Annotated in this window: 23 protein-coding genes; 10 read left to right on the top strand and 13 right to left on the bottom strand. The window is 71.5% G+C overall.

Annotation, left to right across the window (positions count from 1 at the left end; all coding sequences use genetic code 11):
* Positions 1 to 136: 136 nt before the first annotated feature.
* A complete protein-coding gene (locus ABZS97_RS17915; RefSeq protein WP_356138824.1) occupies positions 137 to 721 on the bottom strand; it encodes a hypothetical protein in 585 nt (194 codons plus the stop codon).
* 544 nt (positions 722 to 1,265) lie between these two features.
* On the opposite strand from ABZS97_RS17915, the gene ABZS97_RS17910 reads away from it, so the two are divergent.
* Positions 1,266 to 2,783, top strand: coding sequence for a glutamate--cysteine ligase (locus ABZS97_RS17910; protein WP_356138820.1), 1,518 nt, complete (start codon positions 1,266 to 1,268; stop codon positions 2,781 to 2,783).
* A gap of 3 nt (positions 2,784 to 2,786) precedes the next feature.
* Here the strand turns inward: ABZS97_RS17910 and ABZS97_RS17905 are convergent, their stop codons facing one another.
* Positions 2,787 to 4,547 (bottom strand): substrate-binding and VWA domain-containing protein, encoded by a 1,761-nt coding sequence (locus ABZS97_RS17905; protein ID WP_356138817.1) that lies wholly within the window; start codon positions 4,545 to 4,547, stop codon positions 2,787 to 2,789.
* Between the two features lie 185 nt (positions 4,548 to 4,732).
* Here ABZS97_RS17905 and ABZS97_RS17900 point away from each other — a divergent pair, with 185 nt between their 5' ends.
* On the top strand, positions 4,733 to 5,533 hold the full coding sequence (locus ABZS97_RS17900) for a type II CAAX endopeptidase family protein (protein WP_356138814.1): 801 nt from the start codon (positions 4,733 to 4,735) through the stop codon (positions 5,531 to 5,533).
* A 60-nt stretch (positions 5,534 to 5,593) separates the two neighbouring features.
* Here ABZS97_RS17900 and ABZS97_RS17895 read toward each other — a convergent pair whose 3' ends face one another.
* The 3 genes from ABZS97_RS17895 to ABZS97_RS17885 form a co-directional block, all read right to left on the bottom strand.
* The gene (locus ABZS97_RS17895) at positions 5,594 to 6,403 is read right to left on the bottom strand and encodes a PhzF family phenazine biosynthesis protein (RefSeq protein WP_356138812.1); all 810 of its coding nucleotides are present in this window, start codon (positions 6,401 to 6,403) and stop codon (positions 5,594 to 5,596) included.
* A gap of 113 nt (positions 6,404 to 6,516) precedes the next feature.
* The gene (locus tag ABZS97_RS17890; RefSeq protein ID WP_356138810.1) at positions 6,517 to 8,526 is read right to left on the bottom strand and encodes a hypothetical protein; all 2,010 of its coding nucleotides are present in this window, start codon (positions 8,524 to 8,526) and stop codon (positions 6,517 to 6,519) included.
* Between the two features lie 124 nt (positions 8,527 to 8,650).
* On the bottom strand, positions 8,651 to 9,547 hold the full coding sequence (locus ABZS97_RS17885) for an aminoglycoside phosphotransferase family protein (protein WP_356138808.1): 897 nt from the start codon (positions 9,545 to 9,547) through the stop codon (positions 8,651 to 8,653).
* 318 nt (positions 9,548 to 9,865) lie between these two features.
* Between ABZS97_RS17885 and ABZS97_RS17880 the strand changes: the two genes are divergently transcribed.
* Positions 9,866 to 10,513 carry a PadR family transcriptional regulator gene (locus tag ABZS97_RS17880; RefSeq protein WP_356138806.1) on the top strand — a complete coding sequence of 216 codons (648 nt, stop codon included), beginning with the start codon at positions 9,866 to 9,868 and terminating at the stop codon, positions 10,511 to 10,513.
* 87 nt (positions 10,514 to 10,600) lie between these two features.
* Here ABZS97_RS17880 and ABZS97_RS17875 read toward each other — a convergent pair whose 3' ends face one another.
* Positions 10,601 to 11,029, bottom strand: coding sequence for an SRPBCC family protein (locus ABZS97_RS17875; protein ID WP_356138804.1), 429 nt, complete (start codon positions 11,027 to 11,029; stop codon positions 10,601 to 10,603).
* Between the two features lie 140 nt (positions 11,030 to 11,169).
* Positions 11,170 to 11,358 carry a hypothetical protein gene (locus ABZS97_RS17870; protein ID WP_356138802.1) on the bottom strand — a complete coding sequence of 63 codons (189 nt, stop codon included), beginning with the start codon at positions 11,356 to 11,358 and terminating at the stop codon, positions 11,170 to 11,172.
* A gap of 196 nt (positions 11,359 to 11,554) precedes the next feature.
* On the opposite strand from ABZS97_RS17870, the gene ABZS97_RS17865 reads away from it, so the two are divergent.
* The 3 genes from ABZS97_RS17865 (at position 11,555) to ABZS97_RS17855 (ending at position 14,565) form a co-directional block, all read left to right on the top strand.
* On the top strand, positions 11,555 to 12,124 hold the full coding sequence (locus ABZS97_RS17865; RefSeq protein WP_356138800.1) for a Clp protease N-terminal domain-containing protein: 570 nt from the start codon (positions 11,555 to 11,557) through the stop codon (positions 12,122 to 12,124).
* Between the two features lie 151 nt (positions 12,125 to 12,275).
* Complete coding sequence (locus ABZS97_RS17860) at positions 12,276 to 13,301, top strand: EamA family transporter (protein WP_356138798.1); 1,026 nt, start codon at positions 12,276 to 12,278, stop codon at positions 13,299 to 13,301.
* A gap of 205 nt (positions 13,302 to 13,506) precedes the next feature.
* A complete protein-coding gene (locus ABZS97_RS17855; RefSeq protein ID WP_356138796.1) occupies positions 13,507 to 14,565 on the top strand; it encodes an EamA family transporter in 1,059 nt (352 codons plus the stop codon).
* Between the two features lie 39 nt (positions 14,566 to 14,604).
* Here ABZS97_RS17855 and ABZS97_RS17850 read toward each other — a convergent pair whose 3' ends face one another.
* Positions 14,605 to 15,252, bottom strand: coding sequence for an FMN-binding negative transcriptional regulator (locus ABZS97_RS17850; protein WP_356138794.1), 648 nt, complete (start codon positions 15,250 to 15,252; stop codon positions 14,605 to 14,607).
* Positions 15,252 to 15,941 carry a pyridoxamine 5'-phosphate oxidase family protein gene (locus tag ABZS97_RS17845; RefSeq protein WP_356138792.1) on the bottom strand — a complete coding sequence of 230 codons (690 nt, stop codon included), beginning with the start codon at positions 15,939 to 15,941 and terminating at the stop codon, positions 15,252 to 15,254. Before ABZS97_RS17845 ends, ABZS97_RS17850 begins: the two co-directional genes overlap by 1 nt.
* Before the next feature lie 35 nt (positions 15,942 to 15,976).
* Here ABZS97_RS17845 and ABZS97_RS17840 point away from each other — a divergent pair, with 35 nt between their 5' ends.
* Positions 15,977 to 17,308, top strand: coding sequence for an aminotransferase class I/II-fold pyridoxal phosphate-dependent enzyme (locus ABZS97_RS17840; protein ID WP_356138790.1), 1,332 nt, complete (start codon positions 15,977 to 15,979; stop codon positions 17,306 to 17,308).
* 1 nt (position 17,309) lies between these two features.
* On the opposite strand, the gene ABZS97_RS17835 is transcribed toward ABZS97_RS17840, so the two are convergent.
* Positions 17,310 to 18,338: a DMT family transporter gene (locus ABZS97_RS17835; RefSeq protein ID WP_356138788.1), complete on the bottom strand. Its 1,029-nt coding sequence runs from the start codon at positions 18,336 to 18,338 to the stop codon at positions 17,310 to 17,312.
* Positions 18,339 to 18,413: 75 nt separating this feature from the next.
* Between ABZS97_RS17835 and ABZS97_RS17830 the strand changes: the two genes are divergently transcribed.
* Positions 18,414 to 19,316 (top strand): LysR family transcriptional regulator, encoded by a 903-nt coding sequence (locus tag ABZS97_RS17830; protein ID WP_356138786.1) that lies wholly within the window; start codon positions 18,414 to 18,416, stop codon positions 19,314 to 19,316.
* 133 nt (positions 19,317 to 19,449) lie between these two features.
* Here the strand turns inward: ABZS97_RS17830 and ABZS97_RS17825 are convergent, their stop codons facing one another.
* The gene (locus tag ABZS97_RS17825; protein WP_356138784.1) at positions 19,450 to 19,917 is read right to left on the bottom strand and encodes a pyridoxamine 5'-phosphate oxidase family protein; all 468 of its coding nucleotides are present in this window, start codon (positions 19,915 to 19,917) and stop codon (positions 19,450 to 19,452) included.
* Positions 19,918 to 20,121: 204 nt separating this feature from the next.
* On the opposite strand from ABZS97_RS17825, the gene ABZS97_RS17820 reads away from it, so the two are divergent.
* A complete protein-coding gene (locus tag ABZS97_RS17820; RefSeq protein ID WP_356138782.1) occupies positions 20,122 to 20,775 on the top strand; it encodes a cysteine hydrolase in 654 nt (217 codons plus the stop codon).
* A 12-nt stretch (positions 20,776 to 20,787) separates the two neighbouring features.
* Here the strand turns inward: ABZS97_RS17820 and ABZS97_RS17815 are convergent, their stop codons facing one another.
* Both ABZS97_RS17815 and ABZS97_RS17810 read right to left on the bottom strand, forming a co-directional pair.
* Positions 20,788 to 21,213: a Rieske (2Fe-2S) protein gene (locus ABZS97_RS17815; RefSeq protein WP_356138779.1), complete on the bottom strand. Its 426-nt coding sequence runs from the start codon at positions 21,211 to 21,213 to the stop codon at positions 20,788 to 20,790.
* Positions 21,214 to 21,377: 164 nt separating this feature from the next.
* Positions 21,378 to 22,415, bottom strand: coding sequence for a DUF5937 family protein (locus ABZS97_RS17810; protein ID WP_356138777.1), 1,038 nt, complete (start codon positions 22,413 to 22,415; stop codon positions 21,378 to 21,380).
* A 59-nt stretch (positions 22,416 to 22,474) separates the two neighbouring features.
* Between ABZS97_RS17810 and ABZS97_RS17805 the strand changes: the two genes are divergently transcribed.
* A complete protein-coding gene (locus ABZS97_RS17805) occupies positions 22,475 to 23,725 on the top strand; it encodes an MFS transporter (RefSeq protein ID WP_356138775.1) in 1,251 nt (416 codons plus the stop codon).
* Positions 23,726 to 23,942: the final 217 nt, after the last annotated feature.

Genomic DNA, 23,942 nt, shown 5'->3' with positions numbered 1-23,942 from the left:
CGCTCGGCGCCGGCCCGCTCCACGGCGAGCTTCGCCGAGTCGACACGGTTGACCTGGCCCATGCCAACGCGATCCTGCTCGCCACCGCCGCCGTCACCGGCAGCGGGGCACGGGAGGAGAGGCGGCGCGGGAGAGCTCAGGCCGGCGAGCTGAGAAGTGGCGCGGGGGCGAGGCGGAGGGTGAGGACCGGGAGCAGCTCGGCGACGCGGTGCGGGCGGTGCGCGGCGATGCCGGGCGGGGCCGGGGCCAGCGGCACGAGGAGATCGGTGGCGGCCGGATGGCCGGCGGCGCCGTCGGCGGTGCAGTCGCCGTGCAGCCACAGGGTGAGCATGTACAGCTCGGGCACGGACAGCAGACGCGCCTGGTAGGGCTGTTTCATGTTCTCGGCCTGGCGCAGGGCGCGTTCGGTGGCGGTGACGTAGGGGCCTTCGAAGAAGTGCGAGAAGGCCCAGCCGTCCGGGGTCAGCATGGTCTCCGCTGCGGCCACGGCACGGTCGCCGCAGCGGATCAGGAAGCGCCACCCGGCAAGCCGGGTCGTGGACGCGCCCGTTGGGGTGATCCGGTCGAGGACGTGCAGGGGCAACGGGAGTTCGGGGGTGGCGGGTCCCTGGGCCTTGCGCAGGGACGGAGTGCGCGCCTCACGGACAGCGGTGGGGGAACCGAGGGCCGTGAGGACGGTGCGCAGGGCGGGCGCGGGAGCCGGGGGTACGTGCAGCGGCATGATGGGTCGCCTCTCATTTCGACAGGCACAGTGGCGCGAGGGCGGGGGCGGACGGCGCTGTCAGCTCTCGGGGTCAGAGGGGCGGGGATCCGTACCCTGCCGACGAGGTGCTGCCTGCCGCGCGCACTTCGACATCAGGATCCGGGACCACGAGTGCCTACTCTCTGCCTCGTTCGCGGAGTTTATACGACACGTGTTCAGACGGTGTTTCATCTAGTCGCACGGAATATGAAGAGCAAGGCGTAAATCGGCCATGGAAACGAGAAGTTCATCCCGATTCCACGCCGGTGCGACACGGTGACCTCGGAATATTTCGCGGAAGCGGTCGGCTGATTCTCGTCGGCGTTTTTCACGAGATCGTGAGGGAGTGAAACTGCACATTGCCTCATGCCTGGTGAATGTGCCCCCGGACGGTCGGTTCCAGCCTAGCGGGCGACGGTCCCGTCCGGGGCGTTATTGATCGCCCTGCCTGGGCATCATCCCACGTGACCCTGTACGCCGGGAGCCGGAACGCCGGCCCGCCCATCCGAGGAAGGACACTTCGATGGGGGAGAAGGTCGTGGCAGGGCCGTTCGACCTGTCCGATCGCCAGCGGTACCGCGCCAAGCTCCAGCAGTGTCTGGCGGGGCTGGCGAGGTTGCTGGAGGAGAAGAGGTTCGACCGCCCGAAGAATCTCATGGGTCTGGAGATCGAGCTGAATCTCGCGGGCCCCGACGGCATGCCGAGAATGATGAATGCGCAAGTACTCGAAAGGATTGCGAGCCGCGATTTCCAAACAGAACTCGCCATGTTCAATCTGGAAGTCAACATAGCTCCACACCGACTGGGTGGGCGGGTATTCGACCGGCTCACGGAGGAACTGCGTACCTCCCTCGCCTATGCGCATCGGAAAGCAGGAGAGGTCGACGCCGGAATCGTGATGATCGGGATTCTGCCGACGCTCGGGCAGGAGGACCTGGTCTCCTCGAACCTTTCCGACGTCGACCGCTACACGCTGCTCAACGACCAGATCGTGGCCGCCCGCGGCGAGGACTTCGCTCTCGACATCGACGGCGTGGAGCGGCTGGTCTGCACCTCGAGGTCCATCGCGCCGGAAGCCGCCTGCACCTCCGTGCAGTTGCACCTCCAGGTCACCCCCGCCAGGTTCCCGGACGTGTGGAACGCCGCGCAGGCCGTCGCCGCCGCGCAGGTCGCGATCGGCGCCAACTCGCCCTTCCTGTTCGGCCACGAGCTGTGGCGCGAGTCGCGGCCCCCGCTGTTCCAGCAGTCCACCGACACCCGGCCGCCCGAACTCGTGGCCCAAGGGGTGCGGCCGCGAACCTGGTTCGGGGAGCGGTGGATCTCCTCGGCGTACGACCTCTTCGAGGAGAACCTGCGCTTCTTCCCGGCGCTGCTGCCCATCTGCCAGGAGGAGGATCCGCTCGGCGTGCTCGACGCCGGCGGCGTCCCGACGCTCGCCGAACTGGTGCTGCACAACGGCACGGTGTACCGCTGGAACCGGCCCGTGTACGGCATCGCCGAGGGCGTCCCGCACCTGCGCGTCGAGAACCGTGTGCTGCCCGCGGGCCCCACCGTGACCGATGTGGTCGCCAACGCGGCCTTCTACTACGGGCTCGTCCGCGCGCTCGCCGAGGAGTCGCGCCCGGTGTGGACGCGGCTGCCGTTCGCGTCCGCAGCCGCCAACTTCGACGCGGCCTGCCGGCACGGCATCGACGCAACACTGGAGTGGCCGCGACACGGACGCTACGGCGGCACGACGCGGGTGGAGGCGGTGGCTCTGGTCCGCGACGAGCTGCTGCCGCTCGCAGCGGCGGGGCTGGACGCCTGGGGGATCGAGCCGGCCGACCGCGACTTCCTGCTGGGGGTCATCGAGGCCCGGTGCCGGCTGCGCACCAACGGGGCGACCTGGCAGGCGGCCACCTTCCACGAGGCCCTGGAGCGTGGCCTCGGGCGGGATGCGGCGCTGGCGGCCACCACCAGGCGCTACTGCGAACTGATGCACCTCGGGGAACCCGTGCACAGCTGGCCGGTCGGGCTGCCGGAGCCGGTGTCCCTGGCGTGAGACTCAGCTCTGGCTGCCCGCCTCGACGATGGCCTTCAGGATCACCGAGTGGATCTGCGCGGGATCGCTGACCTGCTGGCCGGAGCCCCCGGTCGCCTTCGCGATCTCCTCGACCTCGTCCTTGTCGGCGTCCGGGCCCACCGCGATCGCGATCAGCGGCACCGGCCGCTCCGGATCGGTGAGCTTCTGCAGCTCGGCGACGAGTCGGGAGCGCGAGATGCTTCCCGGGTCCTGGTTGACGCCGTCCGTCAGGATCACCAGCGCGTTGAACTTCCCCTTCGCGTAGGAGGAGAGGGCCGCTTTGTACGCGGCGAGCGTGGTGTCGTAGAGGCCCGTCGCGCCGTTCGGGACGGGTGTGAGAGCGCTGAAGGCCGCCGACAGCCTGTCCCGCTGGGTGCCCTTGTCCTTGCGGTCGCCCAGGGGCTGGGTCGGCACGAGGACGCGGTAGTCGCGCTCGCCGTCGAGACGCGTGGAGAACTTCCACAGCCCGATCTCGTCCTGCGGGGTGAAGGTCGCGAGGGCCTGGAGCAGGGACGCCTTGGTGACGTCCATCCGTGACTTGCCGGTGCCCGGCACCGGCTCCGCCATCGACAAGGAGGCGTCGACGACGGTGGTGATCCGTGCGCTCTGCACCGTGATCGTCCACATGCCGAGGGCCTCCTGCACCGCCTTGGCCGGGGCCGGTTCGGGCGCGATCTCGTCGTACGGCTGAGGGGCGCGGCCGCCCGCCCTGGTGACCAACGCGTCGGGGACGGTCTCGTCATCCGTGCGGAAGCCGTGCTTCTCCAGGATCCGCCGGCCCGCCGGTTCGCTCAGCAGTGTCATGAACCGGAGGGCGGCGCGGCTCACGTCGGTGGTCAGCTGCGGTTCGTCGACCAGGGCGAAGGGGTAGTCCAGCCGGGGCGAGCCGTCCTTGGGATAGAAGAGGTCGAGGCCGCCGTCGCCGTGGGCCGGGGCGTTGTGCGTGAACGCCGCCTGCTCCGAGAGGATCACGGCCCGGTTGCGCTTCGGGTTGCCCTGCTCGGCGCCGGAGGAGTCTCGGGGCAGGGTGTCCAGGAGCCGGCTGTCGCTGTCGGACGTGCGCTGCGAGAGCGCCTTCGCGAGGGCCGCCGCGCGGGTGTCGCCACTTTTGGTCGCCGCGGCGGCGCTCAGCTGAGTGAGGGCGAGCAGGCCGGTGGCGCTGCGCGAGGGGTCGGCGGCGCCGAGCCGCAGTTTGTCGTCCGCCATCGCCGCACCGGTCAACTCGGTCCAGCTGTACGTCTTCTCGGGCCACCCCAGCGACTCGGCGGCCGCCGGGACCATGGCCACGCCCAAGGGAGAGGACGCCACGCTGCCCGCCGGAGTCACCTGCGTCGACCTGCTGTCCGCGGCGACACGCTGCACCCACAGGTCGGAGTCCGGCACCCACGCCTGGACGTCGGACTTCCCGCCCGATGCCAGGGAGTCCGCGACCTCGTACGACGTGCGTGCGGTGACGCCGATGTCCAGACACCGGCCGTCGGAGGTGATGTTGTGGGCGCGGGCGTACGCCGCCGTGGCACGCAAAGCGGGAGCCATGTCCGGCGACGCGGCGACGTCGACGCGCACCGCGTCGTCCCGGCAGGAGGAGCCGAACGAGAACAGCCCGCCGCGGACCGCGCCTGCCGTGCCCGCGGCGACTGCGAGCACGAGCACCGTCGCGAGGGCCACATTGCGGCGGCGCACGCGGGGTCGGGGGTCGGCGGCGCCCGCTCCGTACGCGTCGGGCAAGCTGTGACGTCCCATGACGGTGGTGCCCTCCCTGTTGAGCCTTGAGCCGTGAAACAGCCGTAAGGCAGGAAAAGGGGAGGTACGCCCCGTACGGCGTCCGTCCCCCCGACGGCCTGTCGCGCACGATCTTCGTAACTTCTTTCGAGACCCTAGCGGGGCGAAGATGGGGATGAGGCGGGATTACTCAACTGGAGGCGGGAGTGCAGGTGGAGGCGGGGTCGGTGGCCGAATCTTTTCCGAAGGAGGGGCTGACGCGACGGATACTCCGGGACGAGACGCTGCTCGTTCTGGGGCTTTCGCTCGGTGCGAGCGGAGTGTCCGCGCTGATCAGCTTTGTCGGGTCGGTCACCAAACCGGGGGGTCTGAAGCACCAGGCGGCCACGCTCGTCGGCTCGGCCGCGCCGGGCCGTCCCTGGCTGGATCTGGCTTGGCAGCTCTTCGGTATCGCGTCCTCGCTGGTGCCGGTCGCGCTCGTCGCGCACCTCCTGCTGCGCGAGGGCGAGGGGCTGCGTGTGATCGGTTTCGACCGCACGCGCCCGTGGCCGGACCTCGGCCGCGGGGCCGCGATCGCGGCGGTGATCGGCAGCACGGGCATCGCGTTCTATCTGGCGGCCCGGGGCCTCGGTTTCAACCTCACGGTGGTGCCGGAGGCGCTGCCCGACGTGTGGTGGAAGCACCCGGTGCTGATCCTCTCCGCGATTCAGAACGCGGTCCTCGAAGAGGTCATCGTCGTCGGCTATCTGCTGCGCCGCCTCGGCCAGTTGGGCTGGACGCCGGGCACGGCACTCGTCGCGAGCGCCGTGCTGCGCGGGTCGTACCACCTCTACCAGGGCATCGGCGGATTCGTCGGCAACATGGTGATGGGCGTGGTCTTCGTCTACCTGTACCGGCGCTGGGGGCGGGTCGGCCCCCTGGTGGTGGCGCACTCGCTGCTCGACATCGGGGCGTTCGTGGGATACGCGCTGCTGGCGGGCAAGGTGGGGTGGCTGCCGACGGCTTGAGCGCCGCGGTCGCGGTGCGGGCGGGGGCGTACGGGATTCTCGTACGTCCCCGCCGTGCCGTCAGACCAGCAGTTCGCCCTCGATGGTGGTGACCGCGTTGCCCGTGAGGTGGGTGCGGTCGCCGTGCAGTGCCGTGCGGACGAGGCCGGAGCGCGGGGAGGCCTGCAGACCGGTGAGGCGCGGGCGGGCGAGGCGCTCGGACCAGAAGGGCGCGAGCGCGGTGTGGGCGCTGCCGGTGACCGGGTCCTCGTCGATGCCGACGTTCGGGAAGAAGCAGCGGGAGACGAAGTCGTGGCCCCCGGTGGGGTCTTCGGCGCGGGCGGTCGCGATGATGCCGCGCTCGGAGTGCCGCATGAGGGCCTTGTGGTCGGGGGTGAGGCCGAGGACCGTCTTCTCGTCGGCGAGTTCGACCAGCAGGTCGCCGACGTTCGGACCGGTGTCGAACGCCGTGAGGGGCTCGGCGCCCAGCGCCTGCGCGACGCCGTCCGGGATGTCGACCGGCGTGAGCGGTGCGGTCGGGAAGTCCAGCGTGAAAGTGCCGTCCTCGTCGGGCGTCGCGACGAGGACGCCGCTGCGGGTGGCGAACCGTACGGGTCCCTTGTGCGCGCCCGTGGTGTGCAGGACGTGCGCGGTCGCCAGCGTCGCGTGACCGCACATCGCGACCTCGGTGGCGGGCGTGAACCAGCGCAGCGCCCAGTCCGCCTCGCCGCCCTCGGGCAGTCGGTGGGCGAACGCCGTCTCGGCGTGGTTGACCTCGCGGGCCACGTTCTGCATCCAGGCGTCGCCCGGGAAGGCATCGAGCAGCAGGACACCGGCGGGGTTGCCGGAGAAGGGGCGATCGGTGAAGGCGTCGACGATTCGTATCCGCATGGGGCGACGTTAGCCGTCGCGGAGGGCCGCGGGACAAGGCCAATTCCGGGGATCTGGACCGTTTCGACGGTCTCCCGCACCGAACGCCGACTCGTGGAGACCTCTCCACGCGGTCACGCCGGCATCGCGAGGACCTCCGCGATCGTGCCCCTGAGACTCTCGTCGTCGAGGAAGGCGCGGTAGTCGCGGTACGGCGTCAGGCGATGGTCGAGCCTCTGGACCGTCCGCAGGGCGGCACGCAGTGCCGGGGTGGCCGTGCCGATCCGTGGCAAGGCCCGAAGTGCCTCGCCGAAGCTTGTGTAGTCGTCGCCGCCGTCGGCCGCCGGCAGGACGAACTCCTCCAGGACCGCCAGGCTCGGCTGCGGTTCACCGGTGATCGACCACAGCGTGATCGCCGCCTGCAGTCTGCGCCCGCCCACGGTGTGCTCCATGATGTGCCGCACCCGGTCGCCGTACGGCGCTGCCGCGGGGCCGAAGTCGGCCAGCAGGTGGAGCGGTCCGTGGTTCGGGTCCTGGGCGTGCAGCACCGCGTCGCCGACCGACCGCAGGGCCGATCCGCCGTCGTCCTCACCGATCCGCCAGACGGTCCATGCCAACTTCGTGCGGAGTTCCGGCCGGTCGGGGGTGGTGCAGTTGCGCAGGGCGGGCGCGGCGGATGCGGCCGCCGGTCCCATCGCTGCCACGACGTCGGCGACCAGCCATGAGTCGCGCGGCTCGTTCAACAGGGACATCACCTCCGGCAGCGCGGGCAGCGACGCGGGCCCCCATGCCTCCAGAACTCGGAGGAAGGCGCCCGTCAGCGGCCCGGGGGCGCCGTGGTGCGCGTCGTGGTGCCGCATCACGTTGCGCAGTGCCAGCAGCAGGACGTCGGCGTGCGCCCGCAGCGGAACCAGGATGTCGTCGATGTCGGGAAGCCGGGGGTCGCCCGCGCAGTAGCTGCGCGAGTACTGCTCCCGGTAGGGCTCGTAGAGCCGCTCGACGAGCCCCGGGAGGGCGCGCGGGTCGCCGATCCGGGCCAGCGCCCAGCGTGCGAAGTCGCCCACGCTGCCCTCTGTCATCAGGTACTCGCCCGGGTCGTCGACCAGCTCGGCGAGCCCGTCGGCGTACGCGGCCGCCCGGGGGCCGAGCACCGCGAGGAGGTTCGCAGCCTTGAGGCGTACCTCGTCGTCCGGGTCGGTGAGGAGGTCACCCGCGACCGTCAGCAGCGCGGGCGCCGCGGACGGCCGGACGACCAGCAGCCGCCATGCCTCGTCCAGCACGGTCCGGCGCAGCCCCGTGTCCTCGGGCCGGTGGGCTCGTCCGGCCAGGCGGACCAGGAACGAGATGGCCGTATCGGGGGTGTGGTCGAACAGGCCGGCCGTCCAGCGGGCGACGTCGTCGCGGTTGAAGGGATCGTCGACGCCCGGCACGTACCAGACCTCCTCGAACCTCGGCCGCAGGGAGGGGTCGGAGAGGGTCTCCAGCAGGAGGTCGGCGTGCTGGACCGGTACCTCCGGGGCGAGGCTCGCCCAGGCGTGCACGGCCGCGACCTTCATGACGGGTTCGCCCTCCCGCATCAGGTCGGCCAGCACCGCCCGCGTCTCCTCGACATCGCCTGCCCCGCCGGCGGCAGCGGCCTCGCCCAGCGCGAGCAGCACTGATACGCGCAACGTCGGATCGGTCTCGGCCCGCCGGCGCTCCAGCAGCGGGGCCGCATCGCCCGCGAGGGACAGGGCCGACCGCCGTACCTCGGGGTCCGGGTCCGCGAGCAGTGCCAGGATGGCGGGCCGGTGGTGTTCCCAGGCGGTGGCCCACCCCTTGTCCACCAGGTGCGGTTCGGCCGTTGCCGCCGTGCGGACCATGCAGTGCAGCAGGTCCACGAGCGTGACCCGCACCGCCATGCCCGGATCGGCGGCGAGCGCCAGGACGAACGGCAGCGCGGCGGTCGCCGCCGAGGTCACCCGGCCGTTCCCCGCGGCGAGGCAGGAGAAGAGCGGGCCGCAGTCCTCGTCCGTCGCGGCGCCGCCCGCCAGCGCGAGCCGCCGCAGCGCGCGGGGCACTCCCGTCACCGGGTGCTGAGGCAGCGCCGACTCGAGCCGGTCCCAGGGCACGTCCTCCAGGGCCTTCAGCGATATCGCCGCCACGCCACTCCCACTTCTGACCTGTATCGACGGTGTGGTCCGCTGCCCGGCGGACATTTACTCTGTGCTGCTGTCGGTGGGGGCGGCAAGCGATCGTCTTTCAGCACGGCCCATCACCGGGGCGACATCACTCCATCGACTCCAGAATGCGGTCGAGTGTCCGGCGCCCCATTCTGCTCATCGTCGGATTGCTCTCGACGTAGTACCAGACAAGACCCATCGCCTGTTCGAACGCCCATGCCTTGCCGCGCTCCCACTCCAGATCGTCGCAGTCCAGTGCCTGCCGGAGCACTGCCCGCGGACCTGGCTGCAAAAGGTGCCAGGCACTGACCAGATCCAGCGCGCGGTCGGCCGGGCCGAAGCCGCCGGTGTCGAGTACGCCGCTGAGCCGGTCTCCCGCGACCAGTACATTGCCGGGGATCAGGTCACGATGGCTCATCACGTCGGCACCCGTGCGTGGCAACTCCCGAAGGTGGCTCCAGACCTGGCGCAGCCGGGGCACGTCAAGCAGCCCCTTGCTCTCTTCGAAGCACTTCGCCATCCAATCGTCGTGGTGAGCGAGAACTCCGCCACGACCTTCGCCGTCGAAGAGCCGCCCCTGCGTCTCGGCCTCCCGCAGGTCTGCGATGAACGCCGCGAGATCCTCGGCAAAAGTGTCCGACCCACTCGGGTCGGCATCCGAGGCGACCGTTCCCGGCAGCCATGTCTGGACCGACCAGGGCATGGGGTAACCCGCTCCGGGATTTCCCAGGGCGACGGGTTCCGGGACGGGGAACCGGGACACCTGCGCCAGCTCCGCGCTCGCCTGCGCTTCCTGTTTCAGAGACGCCAGCGCCTCGGCGGCATCGGCCGGACGCAGGGGGAAACGCGCCGAGAGGTCGTTCCCGATGCGGAAGATGGCGTTGACCGTCCCGGTCGAGGGCAGGAGTCGGATCGCCTTGCCGCTCCACTGAGGGAACTGTTCCCGGACCAAAGCCGCAACGGTCTCGGCGGTCACGTCCACTTGGTCATCGTGCATGGTCATCGCTCGCACGCTCTTCCACTGGTCCGACTCGGAACGCGGCTTCGGACCGGATCACCTGGTGCGAGGGCCGCTGCGACGTCCTGCGATTCCGGGGACTCACTTCAGTGCTCACTCCGGCACCTTGGCGGATTCGACGGTCGAGAGCCATCGGATTTCCAGCGCCAGGGCGGCATGGCAAGGACTGTGTCCGGCTTCTGTCCGCTGCCCCCTCAGCCGGGCGAGACAGGACATGTCCACCGGCGACGGGTTGCCAGACGAACTATTCCGATATATCGTTGACGCATCGCGACCGATCAACGATGGAATGGAGTGATTGCGATGCGTTCCGGACAGGAATTCGGATACGAGCACGGACACGGGCACCACGGCGGACCCGGCCATCGGGGTCGGGGCGGCTTCGAGGGGCGGCGTGGGGCCTTCGGGCCCTTCGGGCCGGGTGGTCCCGGTGGCCCCGGCTTCGGTGGTCCCGGTGGCTTCGGCCCGGGCCCCTGGGGCGGGCGTGGCGGCAGGGGCGGACCGCGGGGGAGGGCGAGGCGCGGCGACGTACGCGCGTCGATCCTGGCCCTGCTCAAGGACCGGCCCATGCACGGCTACGAGATGATCCAGGAGATCGCCGAGCGCAGCGGCGGGGCGTGGAAGCCCAGCCCGGGTTCGGTGTACCCCACCCTTCAGCTGCTGGAGGACGAGGGCCTCATCACCAGTGAGAGCGAGGGCGGCAAGAAGCTGTTCTCGCTCACCGAGTCCGGCCGCGCGGCAGCCGACGAGGGCGCCGACGCGCCGTGGGAAGAGGCCGGGCGCGGGGTCGACTGGGAGGCGCTGACCGAGATCCGGCAGGCCGGCTTCGGTCTCATGGAGGCCTTCGGTCAGGTCTGGAAGACCGGCAGCAAGGATCAGCGCGCCAAGGCGCTGACGGTCATCAACGAAGCCCGCAAGAAGCTGTACCTGATCCTCGCCGACGAGGACTGAGGCCGTGCTGTGGTACGCGCCGGCGCCCCGTGGAAGTGTTTCCGCGGGGCGCCTTTCCCTCTACCCGGCCCGGCTCCCGCTCGGGGTTCAGGCCACCAGTCCGCCCAGCTTCCGCAGTGACTCGTTCAGGGCGGCCGTCGCCGAGTCCTTCAGCTTGCCCGCCATCAGGGAGACGGCGGCGCCGGTGAACTCCCCGTCGATGCGCACCGTGGTGGCGTCGCCGTCCGGGACGAGTGTGTAGCGCGTGGCGACGACCACCGCCATCGGGCCCTTGCCGCGGATGGCGAGGGTCCGGGCGGTTTCCAGCTCCTCGATGGTCCAGTTCACCTCGGCCGGAAAGCCCATGAGCTTCATGTTCTCCTCGAAGGTGCCACCGACTTCGAGCGTCGTGGGGCCACCCTTCGGGAAGCTGGTGTGCGTCGAGTTCCACTCTCCGTACGAGGAGAAGTCCGTGAGCTGCGCCCAGATCTTCTCGGCAGGGGCCTCGATGCGTGCCTCCGCGCTGACTTCGGCCATGCGACCACCTCTTCGTGTCGGGCGCTGCGCCCGGCGCAGCTACGGTGTCGCGGAACGTAGCCGGAGGGTCTGGAACATTCAATACTGATGAACCGTCAGAAATTGTGGAGGTGGCCCCGGCCCTGGGCGCGGCAGGGTGCTCAGCCCACCTGTCGTATCTCCGCCGCGTCGAACACGTCCCAGGCGCGCGGGAAGGGCCCTTCGTCGTGGCAGTGCCACGCGTCCCAGAACAGGTCGGCGAGGAGCGCGTCCTCGGGTGCGTACACCCGATACACGTAGTGCCTGCCGTCGACCGCAGGCAGGGCGACCATCCAACACCTGCTCTCCATACAGGATTTGACGAACACCGGAGTGCCACGGTTGCGTGCGGGGCGCGACGCAAGGCGGCGCGCGCCCCGAGACGGAGAACGGCGCGATGTCATCCGTAAGGAGGAGGGGCGGCCCCTCTTGCCCAACCTGTGTGGGACGCGGAAATGCTCCCCGTCGGGGATGACCGGGTGCGTGGACGTTGATGGGGTGGAGGTTGTGCACCCCCGTACCCCCCAGCAGTCGGCCGCCGACAGCGGCTCCCACCGCGCGGAACTCGATGCCGAGCTCGCCGCCGGACTCACCGCCGAGCTGGCCTCGGTGGTCGCCGGGGCGCGCAGGAGGGCGCTGAGGGACGGGGACCGGCAGATCGACACCGCCCATCTGCTGCATTCGCTGCTGGAGTCCGACCCCGAGGTGCGCGCCGCCTTCGACAGCGGGCCGCAGATCGCCCGACTGCTCGGCTACCTGGTCCAGCGCAGCATCGGCTACGGGCTGCGCTGGCAGGGCTCCGTCGAGGACTCCGGCGCCGTGCCGGTGGTGGCCGAGGTGGCGGGCTGGTCCCCGGCGGCCGCCGGAGCGATGGGGGACGCGTGCGCCCGAGCCGGGCGGCGCGGGGAGGAGCGGGCCTGCGGTCTCGACCTGCTCGCCGCCGTCGTGGCGGACGGCCGATCGCGCGCCGTCGAGGTCCTCGGGCGCGCGGGCGTGGACGCCGCGGCGCTGCTGCTGCGCATCGAGAGCGGCGTCCCCTTCGAGGAGCGGATCGCGGACGGCGAAGCCGCCTGCTGACAGCCCGTCGTCGCTTCGCGCCCGTCCTGCCCATGGCTTCACCCGCAGTCTCCAGGCCGTTGCGCCGACGGTCCCTTCGGCGATCCGTCGAAGTCCATGCGTTGAGACAGGTGCCATTGGGGGTGACGGTCATGTCATCGCCTGTCATCATGTGCCGGTGCATACGTTTCAGGGCAGTCGGGGCAACCGCGGCAAGGGCGTCGGGCTGGGGCTCGCCGTCGTGTCGGCGATCGCCTTCGGCGGATCGGGTGTCGCGGCGAAGCCGCTGATCGAAGCGGGCCTCGACCCGCTCCACGTGGTGTGGCTGCGTGTCGCCGGCGCCGCGCTGGTGATGCTGCCGCTGGCCGTGCGCCATCGGGCACTCGTACGGCGGCGCCCGGCGCTGCTCGCCGGGTTCGGACTGCTCGGTGTGGCCGGCGTCCAGGCCTGCTACTTCGCCTCGATCTCCCGGATCCCCGTCGGGGTCGCGCTGCTCGTCGAGTACTTCGCCCCCGCGCTCGTGCTCGGCTGGGTGCGGTTCGTGCAGCGCAGGCCCGTGACGCGCGCCGCGGCACTCGGCGTCGTCCTCGCGGTGGCCGGACTCGCCTGTGTCGTCGAGGTGTGGTCGGGGCTGAGCTTCGACGTCGTCGGACTGCTGCTCGCGCTCGGCGCGGCCTGCTGCCAGGTCGGCTACTTCGTTCTGTCCGACCCGGGCGGCAAGCCCGGGCAGGAGGCACCGGACCCGCTGGGCGTCATCGCGTACGGCCTGATCGTCGGCACACTCCTGCTGACTGCCGTCGCACGGCCCTGGACCATGGACTGGTCCGTGCTCGGGGGCAGCGCCGAGATGAACGGCACGTCCGTCGCCGCCGGCCTGCTGCTGAGCTGGATCGTGCTGATCGCGACCGTCGCCGCGTACGGCACCGGGGTGCTCTCCGTACGCAGGCTCTCGCCGCAGGTCGCGGGCGTCGTGGCCTGTCTCGAAGCGGTCATCGCGACCGTGCTCGCCTGGGTGCTGCTCGGCGAACACCTCTCGGCACCGCAGATCGTCGGCGGGGCGGTGGTGCTGGCCGGTGCGTTCATCGCGCAGTCGTCGGCGCCCGTGCAGCCCTCGGACGGGCCGGTGGCCAGGGGAGCGGACCGTGCGGGTGCCGAGGGCGCCGAAAGTGAGTTGTCCTCCCCCACCGGCGCCGCCTAGGCTGCTGATCATGCATTCGGACGCACTCGTTCTTCCGCCTCCGGCCGCCTGAGGCGGGCCCTCCGGAACCTTTGCCCGGCTTGAGAGCCGGGCGGAACGGTGCTGCCCGCAGAAGAAGTCCGAGGACCTTTCCGTACGCCCGTGCCCCGCGCACCGGCTGCGACGTGGTCCTTTCCCGAACTTCTGCATCCTGCGGAGAGAACACGTGTCGAATGCTGCATCCAGCGCCGTCTCCGGCGCTGCTTCCGGCCTGCCCGTCGGGCGAGGCCTCCTCTATCTGACCGTCGCCGGTGCCGCCTGGGGCACCGCGGGCGCGGCCGCGTCGCTGGTCTACCGGACCAGCGACCTGGGACCCGTCGCCCTGTCCTTCTGGCGCTGCGCGGGCGGGCTCGTCCTGCTGCTCGCCGTGCACCTGCTGCGCCGCCGGGGGCGGCCTGTCGTCCGTGAGCCGCTGGGCCGCAAGGTGCTGCGGGTCACGGTCACCGGAATCGCCCTCGCCGTCTTCCAGACGGCGTACTTCGCCGCCGTCGAGTCGACCGGGCTGGCCGTGGCGACCGTCGTCACGCTCGGCGCCGGTCCCGTCCTCATCGCGCTGGGGGCGCGGCTCACCATGGGAGAGCGGCTCGGCCGCGGCGGGATCGCCGCCGTCGCCGGGGCGCTGGCCGGGCTTGTGGTGCTGGTGCTCGGCAGCGGGGGAGCGGCGGTACGGCCCTGGGGCCTCGCGCTCGCCGTCGTGTCCGCCGCCGGGTACTCGGTGATGACCCTGCTCACGCGCTGGTGGGGACGGGACGGCTCCGCCGACGCGTCCGGCACGACGGTGTGGGCGTTCGCCGTGACCACGGTCTGTCTGCTGCCGCTCGGCCTGACCGAGGGGCTCGTCCCGCACACCGCCCAACCTGCCCATGTCCTGGGCCTGTTGGCGTACATCGCTGCCGTTCCCACGGCCCTGGCCTACGCCCTGTACTTCGCGGGCGCCGCCGTGGTCCGCTCCGCGACCGTCTCCGTGATCATGCTGCTGGAGCCGGTCAGCGCCGCCGTACTGGCCGTGGGGCTGCTCGGCGAGCGGCTGACCGCGGCGACCCTCGTGGGCACCCTGCTGATGCTGGGATCGGTCGCGGGACTCGCGGCGGCGGAGGCACGAAGCGCGCCCGCCGCGCAGGCGGCCTCCGAGGAAGCGGCTTCTGAGGAAACAGCCGCCGAGGAGGCCGCGCCCGAGCAAGCCGCCCGCGCGGAGGCTGCGCCCCAGGAGGTCGCGCTCTCCTGAACCGAGGGCGAGGGTGCGGGCCCGAGAAGGCCCCGCGCCCTACGCCCCGGCGCCCCGCCTGCGCACCAGGTGTTCCCGCGCTGTCGCGTCACCAGGACCGCTCCGCGTGGTGAGCGCGGCCGCGATCCGGTCCTGCACCTCTTCCGTCCGCTTGCCGCCGAACTTGAACTTCGCCCGTACGTCGGTCACTTCGAGGCGCAGGCCGCGGATGCCGGAGAGCATGCGCCCGTACGGTGCCTCACCGACCGCGACGCGTGCGGAGCCGCCCTCCGGCTGGAAGTGGCCGACCTGGCGGTTGAGCAGGTCGGCCTTCTCCGCCGGATCGTCCACGAGGTGGGCGGTGCAGCGGAGTTGGACGGCCGCGTAGAAGCTCGTGGGCGTTCCGTGCTCCGGCGGGGTGTCCGGGGCGGCCTGCCAGGGGCCGGGTACATAGACGTAGTCGTCCACCACGCTCAGCAGTACGACCGGGTTCGCCTCCAGGGCGGGCCACAGCGGGTTGGGGCGCGCGAGGTGGGTGATCACGCGGCCGTGCGGGCCGTCTCCGGCCTCGTACACGAAGTGCAGGGGCTGGACGTGCGGGGGCTCGCCGGGCAGGCCGTTGACGGCAAGTTGCCCGAAGTCGTGGGCGGCGAGCCACTGTTGCCACTCGTGTGCGTCGTGGGGCGCGTCCCAGGGGTGGATCAGCATCACAGAGTCGTGAGGTAGTCGGGGAGTTCGATGCCGGGGGCCAGGTCGGCGGCGGGGATCGGTGTGCCGTATCCCTTGGCCAGCGGGAGGACGCCGGTCCAGTACGGGAGGTCCAGGTCCTCGGGCTCGTCGTTGGGGCCGCCGGTGCGGATCTTCGCGGAGACCTCTTCCAGGTCGAGGCGGATCACGGCGGTGGCGGCGAGTTCCTTGGCGTCGGCGGGCCGCGAGTCGAGGGAGCGGCCGGGGACGACGTGGTCGACCAGCGCGTCCAGGGCTTCCCGCTTCTCGTCCGGGTCCGTCACCTGGCGGGCGATGCCGTGCACCACCACGGAGCGGTAGTTGATCGAGTGGTGGAAGGCCGACCGGGCCAGGACCAAGCCGTCCACGTGCGTGACGGTGACGCAGACCGCGAGTCCCGGGTCGGCCTGGCCGGTCATCCGCAGCGGGCGCGAGCCCGTCGAACCGTGCAGGTAGAGGCGGTCGCCGACCCGGCCGTAGAGGGTGGGGAGCACGACCGGGGCGCCGTCGCGGACGAAGCCGAGATGGCAGACGTAGCCCTCGTCGAGTATCGAGTGCACCATCTCGTGGTCGTAGGCGGCGCGCTCGCGGGAGCGCGTGGGGACGGTGCGGTCGGTCGGGGTGTAGGCGGCGGGCTGGGGCGTCCCGGGCTGGGGGCTCGTCACCGTCATTGCGCTCTCCATTGCACTAGTGCATAATCCTGTTTGTGCTAGGAGAGTATCGGATCGAAGGCAGGCGCGCAGCAGAGATTGCCGCGAGCGTGGAGCGCGCGGTGGGGTCGGGAGAGCTGCGGCCCGGTCAACCGCTGCCACCGATGCGGGAGTTGGCGCTCGAACTCGGGGTGAATCCGAATACCGTCGCCGCCGCCTACCGCACGCTGCGCGAACGCGGAGTCATCGAGACGGCGGGCCGCCGGGGCAGCCGTGTGCGGTCGAAGCCCGCGACGACCGGGCGGGAGTACATCCGCGTCGAGGTGCCGCCCGGGGTGCGCAACCTCGCCGACGGCAACCCCGACCGCGCCCTGCTGCCCGCCCTCGCCGGGGCGTTCGCCGCGGCCGCCGCCCTCTCGGACCGCGACCCCGTGCTCTACGGAGAGGCCGCCGTCGAACCGGAGTTGGCGCGGCTGGCGCGCGCCGATCTCGACGCGGACGGTGTCCCGGACGGACCCGTCGTCGTCACGTCCGGCTCGCTCGACGCCCTGGAGCGCGTTCTCGCCGCCCACCTCAAACCCGGGGACACGGTCGCCGTCGAGGACCCCGGCTGGGGAGGCCTGCTCGACCTGGTGCCGGCGCTCGGACTGCGCACGGCCGCCGTGGGCGTCGACGACGAAGGGCCGATCCCCGACGACGTCCGGCGCGCCCTGGAGAACGGGGCGCGCGCCCTGATCGTCACGGACCGCGCGCAGAACCCGACGGGCGCCGCGGTGAGCGCCGCACGCGCACGTGCCCTGCGTGCGGTGCTCGGACAGCACCCGCAGACGCTGCTCATCGAGGACGACCACGGACACCACATCGTCGACCTGCCGCTGCACCCGCTCGCCGGTACGACGCGGCACTGGGCCCTGGTCCGCTCGGCCGCCAAGGCCTACGGCCCCGACCTGCGGCTCGCCGTCCTCACCGGGGACAGCGTCACCGTCGACCGGGTGAGGGGCCGGCAGCAGGTGGGCGCCGGCTGGGTGAGCCGGCTGGTGCAACGGGCCGTCGTACGGCTGTGGGCCGACCGTGCCGTGGACGTACCGGCGGTGGCCGCCTCGTACGGGCGGCGCCGCGCCGGGCTCATCGACGCCCTCGCCGAGCGCGGTGTCGAGGCGTACGGGCGCAGTGGGATGAACGTGTGGATTCCCGTGCCGGACGAGACCGGGGCGGTCGCCCGGCTGCTGCACGCCGGGTGGGCTGTCGCGCCCGGCGCCCGGTTCCGGATGAACGCGCCGCCCGGTATCCGGATCACCGTCTCCGCCCTGGCGCCGGAGGACATCGCGCGGGTGGCGGACGCGGTCGCCTCCGCCGTCGCCCCGGCGCCCGGCCGGCGTTACGTGTGAGTCACCGCCGCGCCCTGATCTGCGTGAGCGCGGCGCCCGCCAGCACGATCACCGCGCCGACCGGCGTCGACCAGGCCAGCGACTCGCCGAGGATCGCGACGCCCGCGGCGGCGGCGATGACCGGGATGAAGTACGTGACCATCTGGGCCGTCGTAGGGCCGACCTCGGCGACCAGGCCGTACTGCACAAGCACGGCGAGCCCTGTGCCGAGGGCGCCCAGGGCCGCTGTGGCCAGCAGCGGGACGAGCGGGAGATGGCTCGGCAACGTGGTGAACAGCGGTGTCACAAAGGCCAGTTGGACGGTCGCCAGGAGCAGTTGTGCGCCGGTCATCGACAGGTGGGAGTGGCCGGAATCGGCCAGGGTGCGGCGGACGTAGATCCAGCCGATCGGATAGCTCAGCGAGGCCAGCAGGGCCATCGCCGTGCCCGTGGCGTCCAGGCCGCTGAAGCCCTGCCAGGCGCCGAGGACCGTGAGGACACCCAGGAAACCGAGGCCGAGGCCGGCGACGCGGAGCCGGGTGGGCCGGTCCTCGGAGAGGGCGACGAGCGACAGGGCCATGCCCCACAGCGGCGAGGTCGCGTTGCAGATGCCCGCGAGCGTCGACGGAATCGTCAGCTCGGAGTAGGCGAAGAGCGAGAACGGCAGCGCGTTGAGGAGGAAGGCCGCCACCGCGAGGTGCCCCCAGGTGCGCGCGCCGCGCGGGAGCCGCTCCCGCTTCACGGCCATCGCCGCCGCGAGCACCGCGGTCCCGAACAACAGTCGGCCGAGGGTGACTTGGAAGGGGGCAAAGCCGTCCGTGCCGACCTTGATGAGCAGGAAGCTGAAGCCCCAGATCAGCGAGAGGGCGCCGAAGCGGATCCGCCAGTCCAGGGCGCGGCGGCGAGGGCCGGGCTGCGCGACGCGGGCGGTGGCTGTGTCCGTGGCCGCCGCGGGGGCGGCGGTCGATCCGGTATCGGGTTCGGTGCCGGGGGCGATATCAGGGTCGGTGTCGCGTTCACGTGCGGCTCGGTGCTCGGCGGCGGTGCTCATGGAACCCACGATGGGGGAGAAGAATCTCGTAGCACAAGCGAGATTTCTCGCGCCACATCTCGTAGCATTGCTTACATGTTGAACCTGGAGCGGCTGCGCACCCTCGATGCCCTTGCCCGGCACGGCTCCGTGAGCGGTGCGGCCGAGGGGCTGCACGTGACGACGTCGGCCGTCTCGCAGCAGATGTCCAAGCTGGAGCGCGAGGTGGGGCAGCAACTTCTCGCCAAGAACGGCAGGGGAGTGCGCCTCACCGACGCCGGACGGCTGCTCGCCGAGCATGCCGCACGCATCCTGTCCCAGGTCGAGCTGGCGCAGTCCGACCTGGAGGCCCAGCGCGGGCAGGTGGTGGGTGAACTGCGCCTGTCCGCGTTCCCCACGGCCGCACGGGGGCTGCTCCCCGCCGCGCTCGCCGCACTGCGCGCAGGTCATCCCGCGCTGCGGGTGCGCTCAAGCGAGCTGGAGCCGGAGGCCGGGGTCGCCGGGGTGGTGCGGGGCGACCTCGACCTGGCGGTCGTGCTCGACTGGTACAACAAGCCGATGCCGCTGCCCGACGGCCTGGTGAAGGCAGCGATCCTCGACGACCCGGCGGACGTGGCGATGTCGGTCGGCCACCGGTTGGCGGACCGTGCCGAGGTGGACCTCGGGGAGTTCGCGGACGACGAGTGGATCACCTGGGGTGAGGGCGAGTTCTGCCACGAGTGGCTCATCTTCACGCTCCGCTCCAAGGGCGTCGAGCCGTGCATCGGGCACCGCGCCGCCGAGACGCACACCCAGCTGGCGTTGGTCGCCGCGGGTCTCGGTGTGTGCATCGCGCCGCTGCTCGGCCGCCACCCGATGCCCGGCGGAGTCGTCACCGTGCCGCTGCGCCAGCGCGTCCGTCGGCACGTCTACGTCGTGTGGCGAGCGGACGCCGACCGCCGCCCGTCGATCCGGGCGGCCGTCCAGGCGCTGCGCACGGCGGGAGAGGCCGTCGCCTGAGGCGCGGCCCGCGAGGGCGAGCCGCGTATCGTCCCGGCCCGCGAGGGCGAGCCCCGTATCGTCCCGACCCGCGAGGGCGAGCCCCGTATCGTCCCGACCCGCCCCACCTCACCCTGCGCCATCGATCGCCGTGCTACGACGAAGCCATCTTCCGGAAGTCCCAGGAGGCGATGGATTTCGGGGTCAGGCGCATCCAGGCGTGGCGGCCGTCGTGCGGCATCTCGGTGAGGCCGAAGTTCTTCTGGGCGAACAGCGCTTCCACGGCGGTGAGTTCGGGGCAGGGCTCGCCCGTGCGGGGGGCTTCGCCGATGAACTCGACGCTGCCGGACAGCTCGGCGCCGCGCAGTTCGCCGTACTCCTCGCCGGTGTCGACGACGACGGCGACGCGCGGATCGCGGCGCAGATCGGCCCAGCGCCTGCTACGGGTGATCGAGTACAGCCACAGCGAGGTGCCGTCCCAGGCGAACCAGAGGGTGCTGGCGTGCGGGGCGCCGTCCGCCGAGACGGTCGCGACGCGGCAGGTGCGCTGGCTGGTCAGGAACTCGTCCAGTTCACCCGGGGTCATCATGATCCTGCGGCCCCGACGCTGAGTGACGGCCATACGGTCCCCCTCTTCTGCGGCTCTTCTCCGGTTCCTTCCGGGCTCGTTGGGAGCCACGCTTGAACGGCTGCACCGGCAGCGCACCCGAGAAGATCCTCTGACGCTTCGTCAGAACAGCATGGGGCGTCTTCCGTCCGCACGCAATGGCGGCTACTCTCGCCCGCTCCGCAAGCTCGCCCAGCCCGCCCGCGACCGGGGGAAGCCATGCCGCCGTACGAACAGCTCAGTGAACTCCTCGACCCCGCGACGACAGTGCTGCTCACCGTCGAGTGCCAGCAGGGCGTCGTCGGCCCGGACAGCGCGCTCCCCGAACTCGCCAAGGAGGCACGCGCGTCGGGGATGCTCGCCAACGTCGCCCGGCTCGTGGACGCCGCGCACAGAAGCGGGGTGCAGGTGATCCATGCCGTCGCGGAGCGGCGCCCGGACGGGCGGGGCGCCAACCGCAACGCCCGGCTGTTCCGCGCGGCCGAACGGCTGCCGGTGCAGCAGTTGTCCGGGACCACCGCCGTACGCATCGCCGCACCCGTCGAGGTCGCGGAGGAGGACTTCGTCGTACGGCGCCTGCACGGGCTGTCGCCGATCACGGGCACCGACGTCGATCCGCTGCTGCGCAACCTTGGCTGCCGCACCCTCGTCGTGACCGGCGTCTCGGCCAACGTGGCCGTGCCCAACACGGTGTTCGACGCCGTGAACCGCGGCTACGCCGCCGTCGTTCCCGCGGACGCCATCGCGGGGGTGCCCTCCGACTACACCCCCGCGATGATCCGCAACACGCTCGCCCTGGTCGCCACGATCACCACGACCGACGACGTGCTGGCCTGCTTCGGACGGCCGCGCCGGGCTGCGCAGCGGGCTTGAACTCCCGCTCGGTCAGGCGAGTTTGATCGAGTCGCCGTCCACGGTGATGTCGGCGGCGGCGAGCGGCTGGGTCGCCGGGCTCTTCTTCACGCTGCCGTCGGCGATGGAGAACTCGCTGTGGTGGCACGGGCAGGTGATGACGCCGTTGGTGATGCCCGTCACCGCGCAGCCCTGATGGGTGCACTTGGACGAGAACGCCTTGAAGGTGCCGGCGGCGGGCTGCGTGACCACCACGCCCTGGTCCTTGAAGATCTTGCCACCGCCCTCCGGGATGTCCGAGGTCTTCGCGAGGACCGTGCCCGCGGCTCCCGCGGAGTCGGACGAGGCGTCCTCCGAACCGCACGCGCTCAGCGCGACGGCGATCCCCGCCGCTCCGGCCGCCGCGATGACGGTACGGCGGGCCGGTCCCGAGGCGGGCTGAAGCGATTCGCTGGTCATGCCGACGTTTCCTTCCGCGGACGTTGATGATCTGCAAGGGAGTACGGGCCTACGGCAGCCGTTGTTCAGAGGGCTGCGAGATCTTCACCGGAACGAGATCCGGCGCCGATCAGCCGCGTCCTGCGATCTCGGGACGTATGTCATGAAGGGTGTCCACCCGTAGGTCAACGGGGGTCGGCTGGAGGCGAACTCAGGTGCGTACCCGAGGTCAGCGCGGCCGCGAGCGGCGTCTGCTGGTAGAACACTTCGCGGCCGCGCCGTTCAGCGGTGACAAGGCCGGCGTCGCGGAGAACGGTGAGGTGCTGGGAAACGGTTGCCGGGGCCAGGTCCACCCGGCGGGCGAGGCTGCTGGTCGTGCTGGGGATGAGCGTCTGCGCCAGCACGGCCGCACGCCCGGCGCCCAGCAGCCGCGCGATGGCCGGTGATCCCGCAGGCGGGTCCCACAGTCGCGCGGCGCCGAGCATCGGGTAGACGAGGGCCGGGGGTGCGGCGGAAGTGTCGCTGGTGGGTCCGAGGCCCAGGTTCGGCCAGCCGAAGGCGGTCGGGACGAGGATCAGGCCGCGGCCGCGTAGGTCGAGACTCCCGCGGCGGAGACCGGTCAGGTGCAAGGAGTCGCTCTCCCACTTGGCCCGCCGGTGCAGGTTGGCGAACAGCCCCTCCAGACCGCCGTCGGCCAGCTGCCGGGCGCGCGTGGTGATGTCCGCGTCGAGCAGGCCGCGGATGCGGTCCCACAGCGGTGCGATCAGGATCCGCCAGGCCTCGCGCTGGCGCGCGACCAGCTTGTCCCGGGCTTCCACGGGGTCCCCGGTGAGGGCGCTGTACAGGTGCGCGGGCACGCTCCGGGGGTCGAGGCGGCGGGCGTGCTCGGTGAGCTCCGTGGCTACGACGTCCGGATCGGTGGCCTGGACCCGGGCGAGGTCGTCCTCGATGGTGGTGAGCGGGCCGGTCGGGCTCGGCCACAGGAAATCCGGCCCATGCCCGCGCACCGGCACCGCGATGCCGAGCAGTCCCAGGTCGAGCTCGGCGACGACGTCCTGGATGCCGCGCAGCCATGGCAGGTACCAGGCGTGACGGCTTGGCGCGTTCAGCACCAGCAGCGCGGACATCGTTTCCTGCAACGGTGACACCGCGAACCGGCACCGCGCCGCGTCACCCGACCCGAACCTCAGCACCAGCGTCATACCGCCAACGATGACAGGCATGGATTCGGTGTGCGCCGAATCCATGCCCTGCCGCCTCCGAGGACGGCACCCTGACGGTCATGGTCGAACCTTCGCCGACACCGATGGCGCCTCCGCCGCGAACCCGGCTGCTGCGGGGAAACCCGGCTTTCCGGGCACTGTGTGCTTCGCGGGCGGTGTCGTTCGTCGGCGACGGGATCACCACCACGGTGCTCGTGGTCCTCGCCGCCCGGCAGGACGGGCCTATCGGGGTGAGCCTGCTGCTGCTCGCGAACGCGCTGCCGAGACTTGCCGGCCCCCTGGCCGGAGTGCTCGCCGACCGCATCCCGACCCGTCGGCTGATGATGCGCTGCGAGCTTGCCTCGGCGCTCGTCATCGGCTTGATCGCCGTCACCCTGCCGCCGCTGATGATCCTGATCCCGCTCGTCGTGCTCGCCGGGGCGCTGGCCACCATCCGCAACCCGGCCGGGCGCAGTCTCGTGCCGGTGCTGGTCGACGCCCCTGATCGTGCCCCGGCCAACGCCCTGTTCGGGTTCGCCCGCACCCTGCAACTCGCCGTCGGTCCCGGCCTCGGTGGACTGCTGGCGGCCGGGCCCGGAGGCATTCACACCGCGCTGGCAGTCGACGCCGCTACCTTCGCCGTCTCAGCACTGCTGCTCACCGGACTTCCGGTGCTGGAGCCGACTCGTGATCCCGCCGCGGTCACCGGAGTCTGGGCCGAAGCGGCCGCGGGTCTTCGCTATGTCGCGGCGGACCGGCAGGTCAGGACCCTGATCCTCACCCTGTTCGTCATCGTCGCCTTCGCCGGCGTGGACAACGTGGCGCTGGTGTTCCTCGCCGGCGATCAGCTGGGCGGCGGCCCGGCCGGGTACGGCCTCGCCGCCAGCGCGTTCGGTTTGGGCATGCTGCTGGCGTCGGTCGCGTGCACACGGCTGGCCCGCGGGCGTTCACCAGTGGCTCTGCTGGTCGTCGCCATCGCCGCGAGTGGCGCCGGCACGGTCCTTACGGGCTTGGCTCCCGCCCTCGCCGTCGTGCTGGTGGCACAGCTGCTCGCCGGCACGGGGAACGCCGGGGAGAACATCGGCTACGACACCGTCATCCAGAACGTCGTGCCCCGCCCGATGCTCGGCCGCGTGTTCGGCACCCTGGGCACCGCCGCCCAACTGGGCGCGGGCTTCGCCTATCTCGCCGGTGGCCTGTCGGTGAACCTGGTCGGCGCACGCGCCACGTTCGTCCTCGCCGGCGCCGGGACACTCGCCGTCCTGCTCGTGCTCGTGCCCGCGCTTCGCCGGACCCCGCATCCTGATCCCGGCGTACGCCGCAGCGGATGAACTGTGGGACCGACCGGAGTTGCGCGGCCGGTCACCCTTCCACGGTCTTCGAATCGTTGGCGGCCGCCCCTTGGCAGAACCTACATTGAGGCACCAGGGGATCAATCGCAGCGATCGGACCCATCACTGCGATCCGACACAGGGGAAGATCCCCTCGGCTGACTGACGTCTGGTCAGTTGTTGAATTCGCACGTTCAGTAAACCAGCTGGGAGGCGA

This window comes from Streptomyces sp. NPDC005485 (assembly GCF_040606085.1).
Lineage (GTDB): Bacteria > Actinomycetota > Actinomycetes > Streptomycetales > Streptomycetaceae > Streptomyces.
This window is presented reverse-complemented; position numbering and strand designations above follow the sequence as displayed.

Bases quoted from the DNA above. Each gene is read 5' to 3' on its own strand.
- ABZS97_RS17915 (WP_356138824.1), bottom strand. From the start codon at position 721: ATGCCGCTGCACGTACCCCCGGCTCCCGCGCCCGCCCTGCGCACCGTC.
- ABZS97_RS17910 (WP_356138820.1), top strand. From the start codon at position 1,266: ATGGGGGAGAAGGTCGTGGCAGGGCCGTTCGACCTGTCCGATCGCCAG.
- ABZS97_RS17905 (WP_356138817.1), bottom strand. From the start codon at position 4,547: ATGGGACGTCACAGCTTGCCCGACGCGTACGGAGCGGGCGCCGCCGAC.
- ABZS97_RS17895 (WP_356138812.1), bottom strand. From the start codon at position 6,403: ATGCGGATACGAATCGTCGACGCCTTCACCGATCGCCCCTTCTCCGGC.
- ABZS97_RS17885 (WP_356138808.1), bottom strand. From the start codon at position 9,547: ATGACCATGCACGATGACCAAGTGGACGTGACCGCCGAGACCGTTGCG.
- ABZS97_RS17880 (WP_356138806.1), top strand. From the start codon at position 9,866: ATGCGTTCCGGACAGGAATTCGGATACGAGCACGGACACGGGCACCAC.
- ABZS97_RS17875 (WP_356138804.1), bottom strand. From the start codon at position 11,029: ATGGCCGAAGTCAGCGCGGAGGCACGCATCGAGGCCCCTGCCGAGAAG.
- ABZS97_RS17870 (WP_356138802.1), bottom strand. From the start codon at position 11,358: ATGGAGAGCAGGTGTTGGATGGTCGCCCTGCCTGCGGTCGACGGCAGG.
- ABZS97_RS17850 (WP_356138794.1), bottom strand. From the start codon at position 15,252: ATGCTGATCCACCCCTGGGACGCGCCCCACGACGCACACGAGTGGCAA.
- ABZS97_RS17845 (WP_356138792.1), bottom strand. From the start codon at position 15,941: ATGACGGTGACGAGCCCCCAGCCCGGGACGCCCCAGCCCGCCGCCTAC.
- ABZS97_RS17835 (WP_356138788.1), bottom strand. From the start codon at position 18,338: ATGAGCACCGCCGCCGAGCACCGAGCCGCACGTGAACGCGACACCGAC.
- ABZS97_RS17830 (WP_356138786.1), top strand. From the start codon at position 18,414: ATGTTGAACCTGGAGCGGCTGCGCACCCTCGATGCCCTTGCCCGGCAC.
- ABZS97_RS17825 (WP_356138784.1), bottom strand. From the start codon at position 19,917: ATGGCCGTCACTCAGCGTCGGGGCCGCAGGATCATGATGACCCCGGGT.
- ABZS97_RS17820 (WP_356138782.1), top strand. From the start codon at position 20,122: ATGCCGCCGTACGAACAGCTCAGTGAACTCCTCGACCCCGCGACGACA.
- ABZS97_RS17815 (WP_356138779.1), bottom strand. From the start codon at position 21,213: ATGACCAGCGAATCGCTTCAGCCCGCCTCGGGACCGGCCCGCCGTACC.
- ABZS97_RS17810 (WP_356138777.1), bottom strand. From the start codon at position 22,415: ATGCCTGTCATCGTTGGCGGTATGACGCTGGTGCTGAGGTTCGGGTCG.
- ABZS97_RS17805 (WP_356138775.1), top strand. From the start codon at position 22,475: ATGGTCGAACCTTCGCCGACACCGATGGCGCCTCCGCCGCGAACCCGG.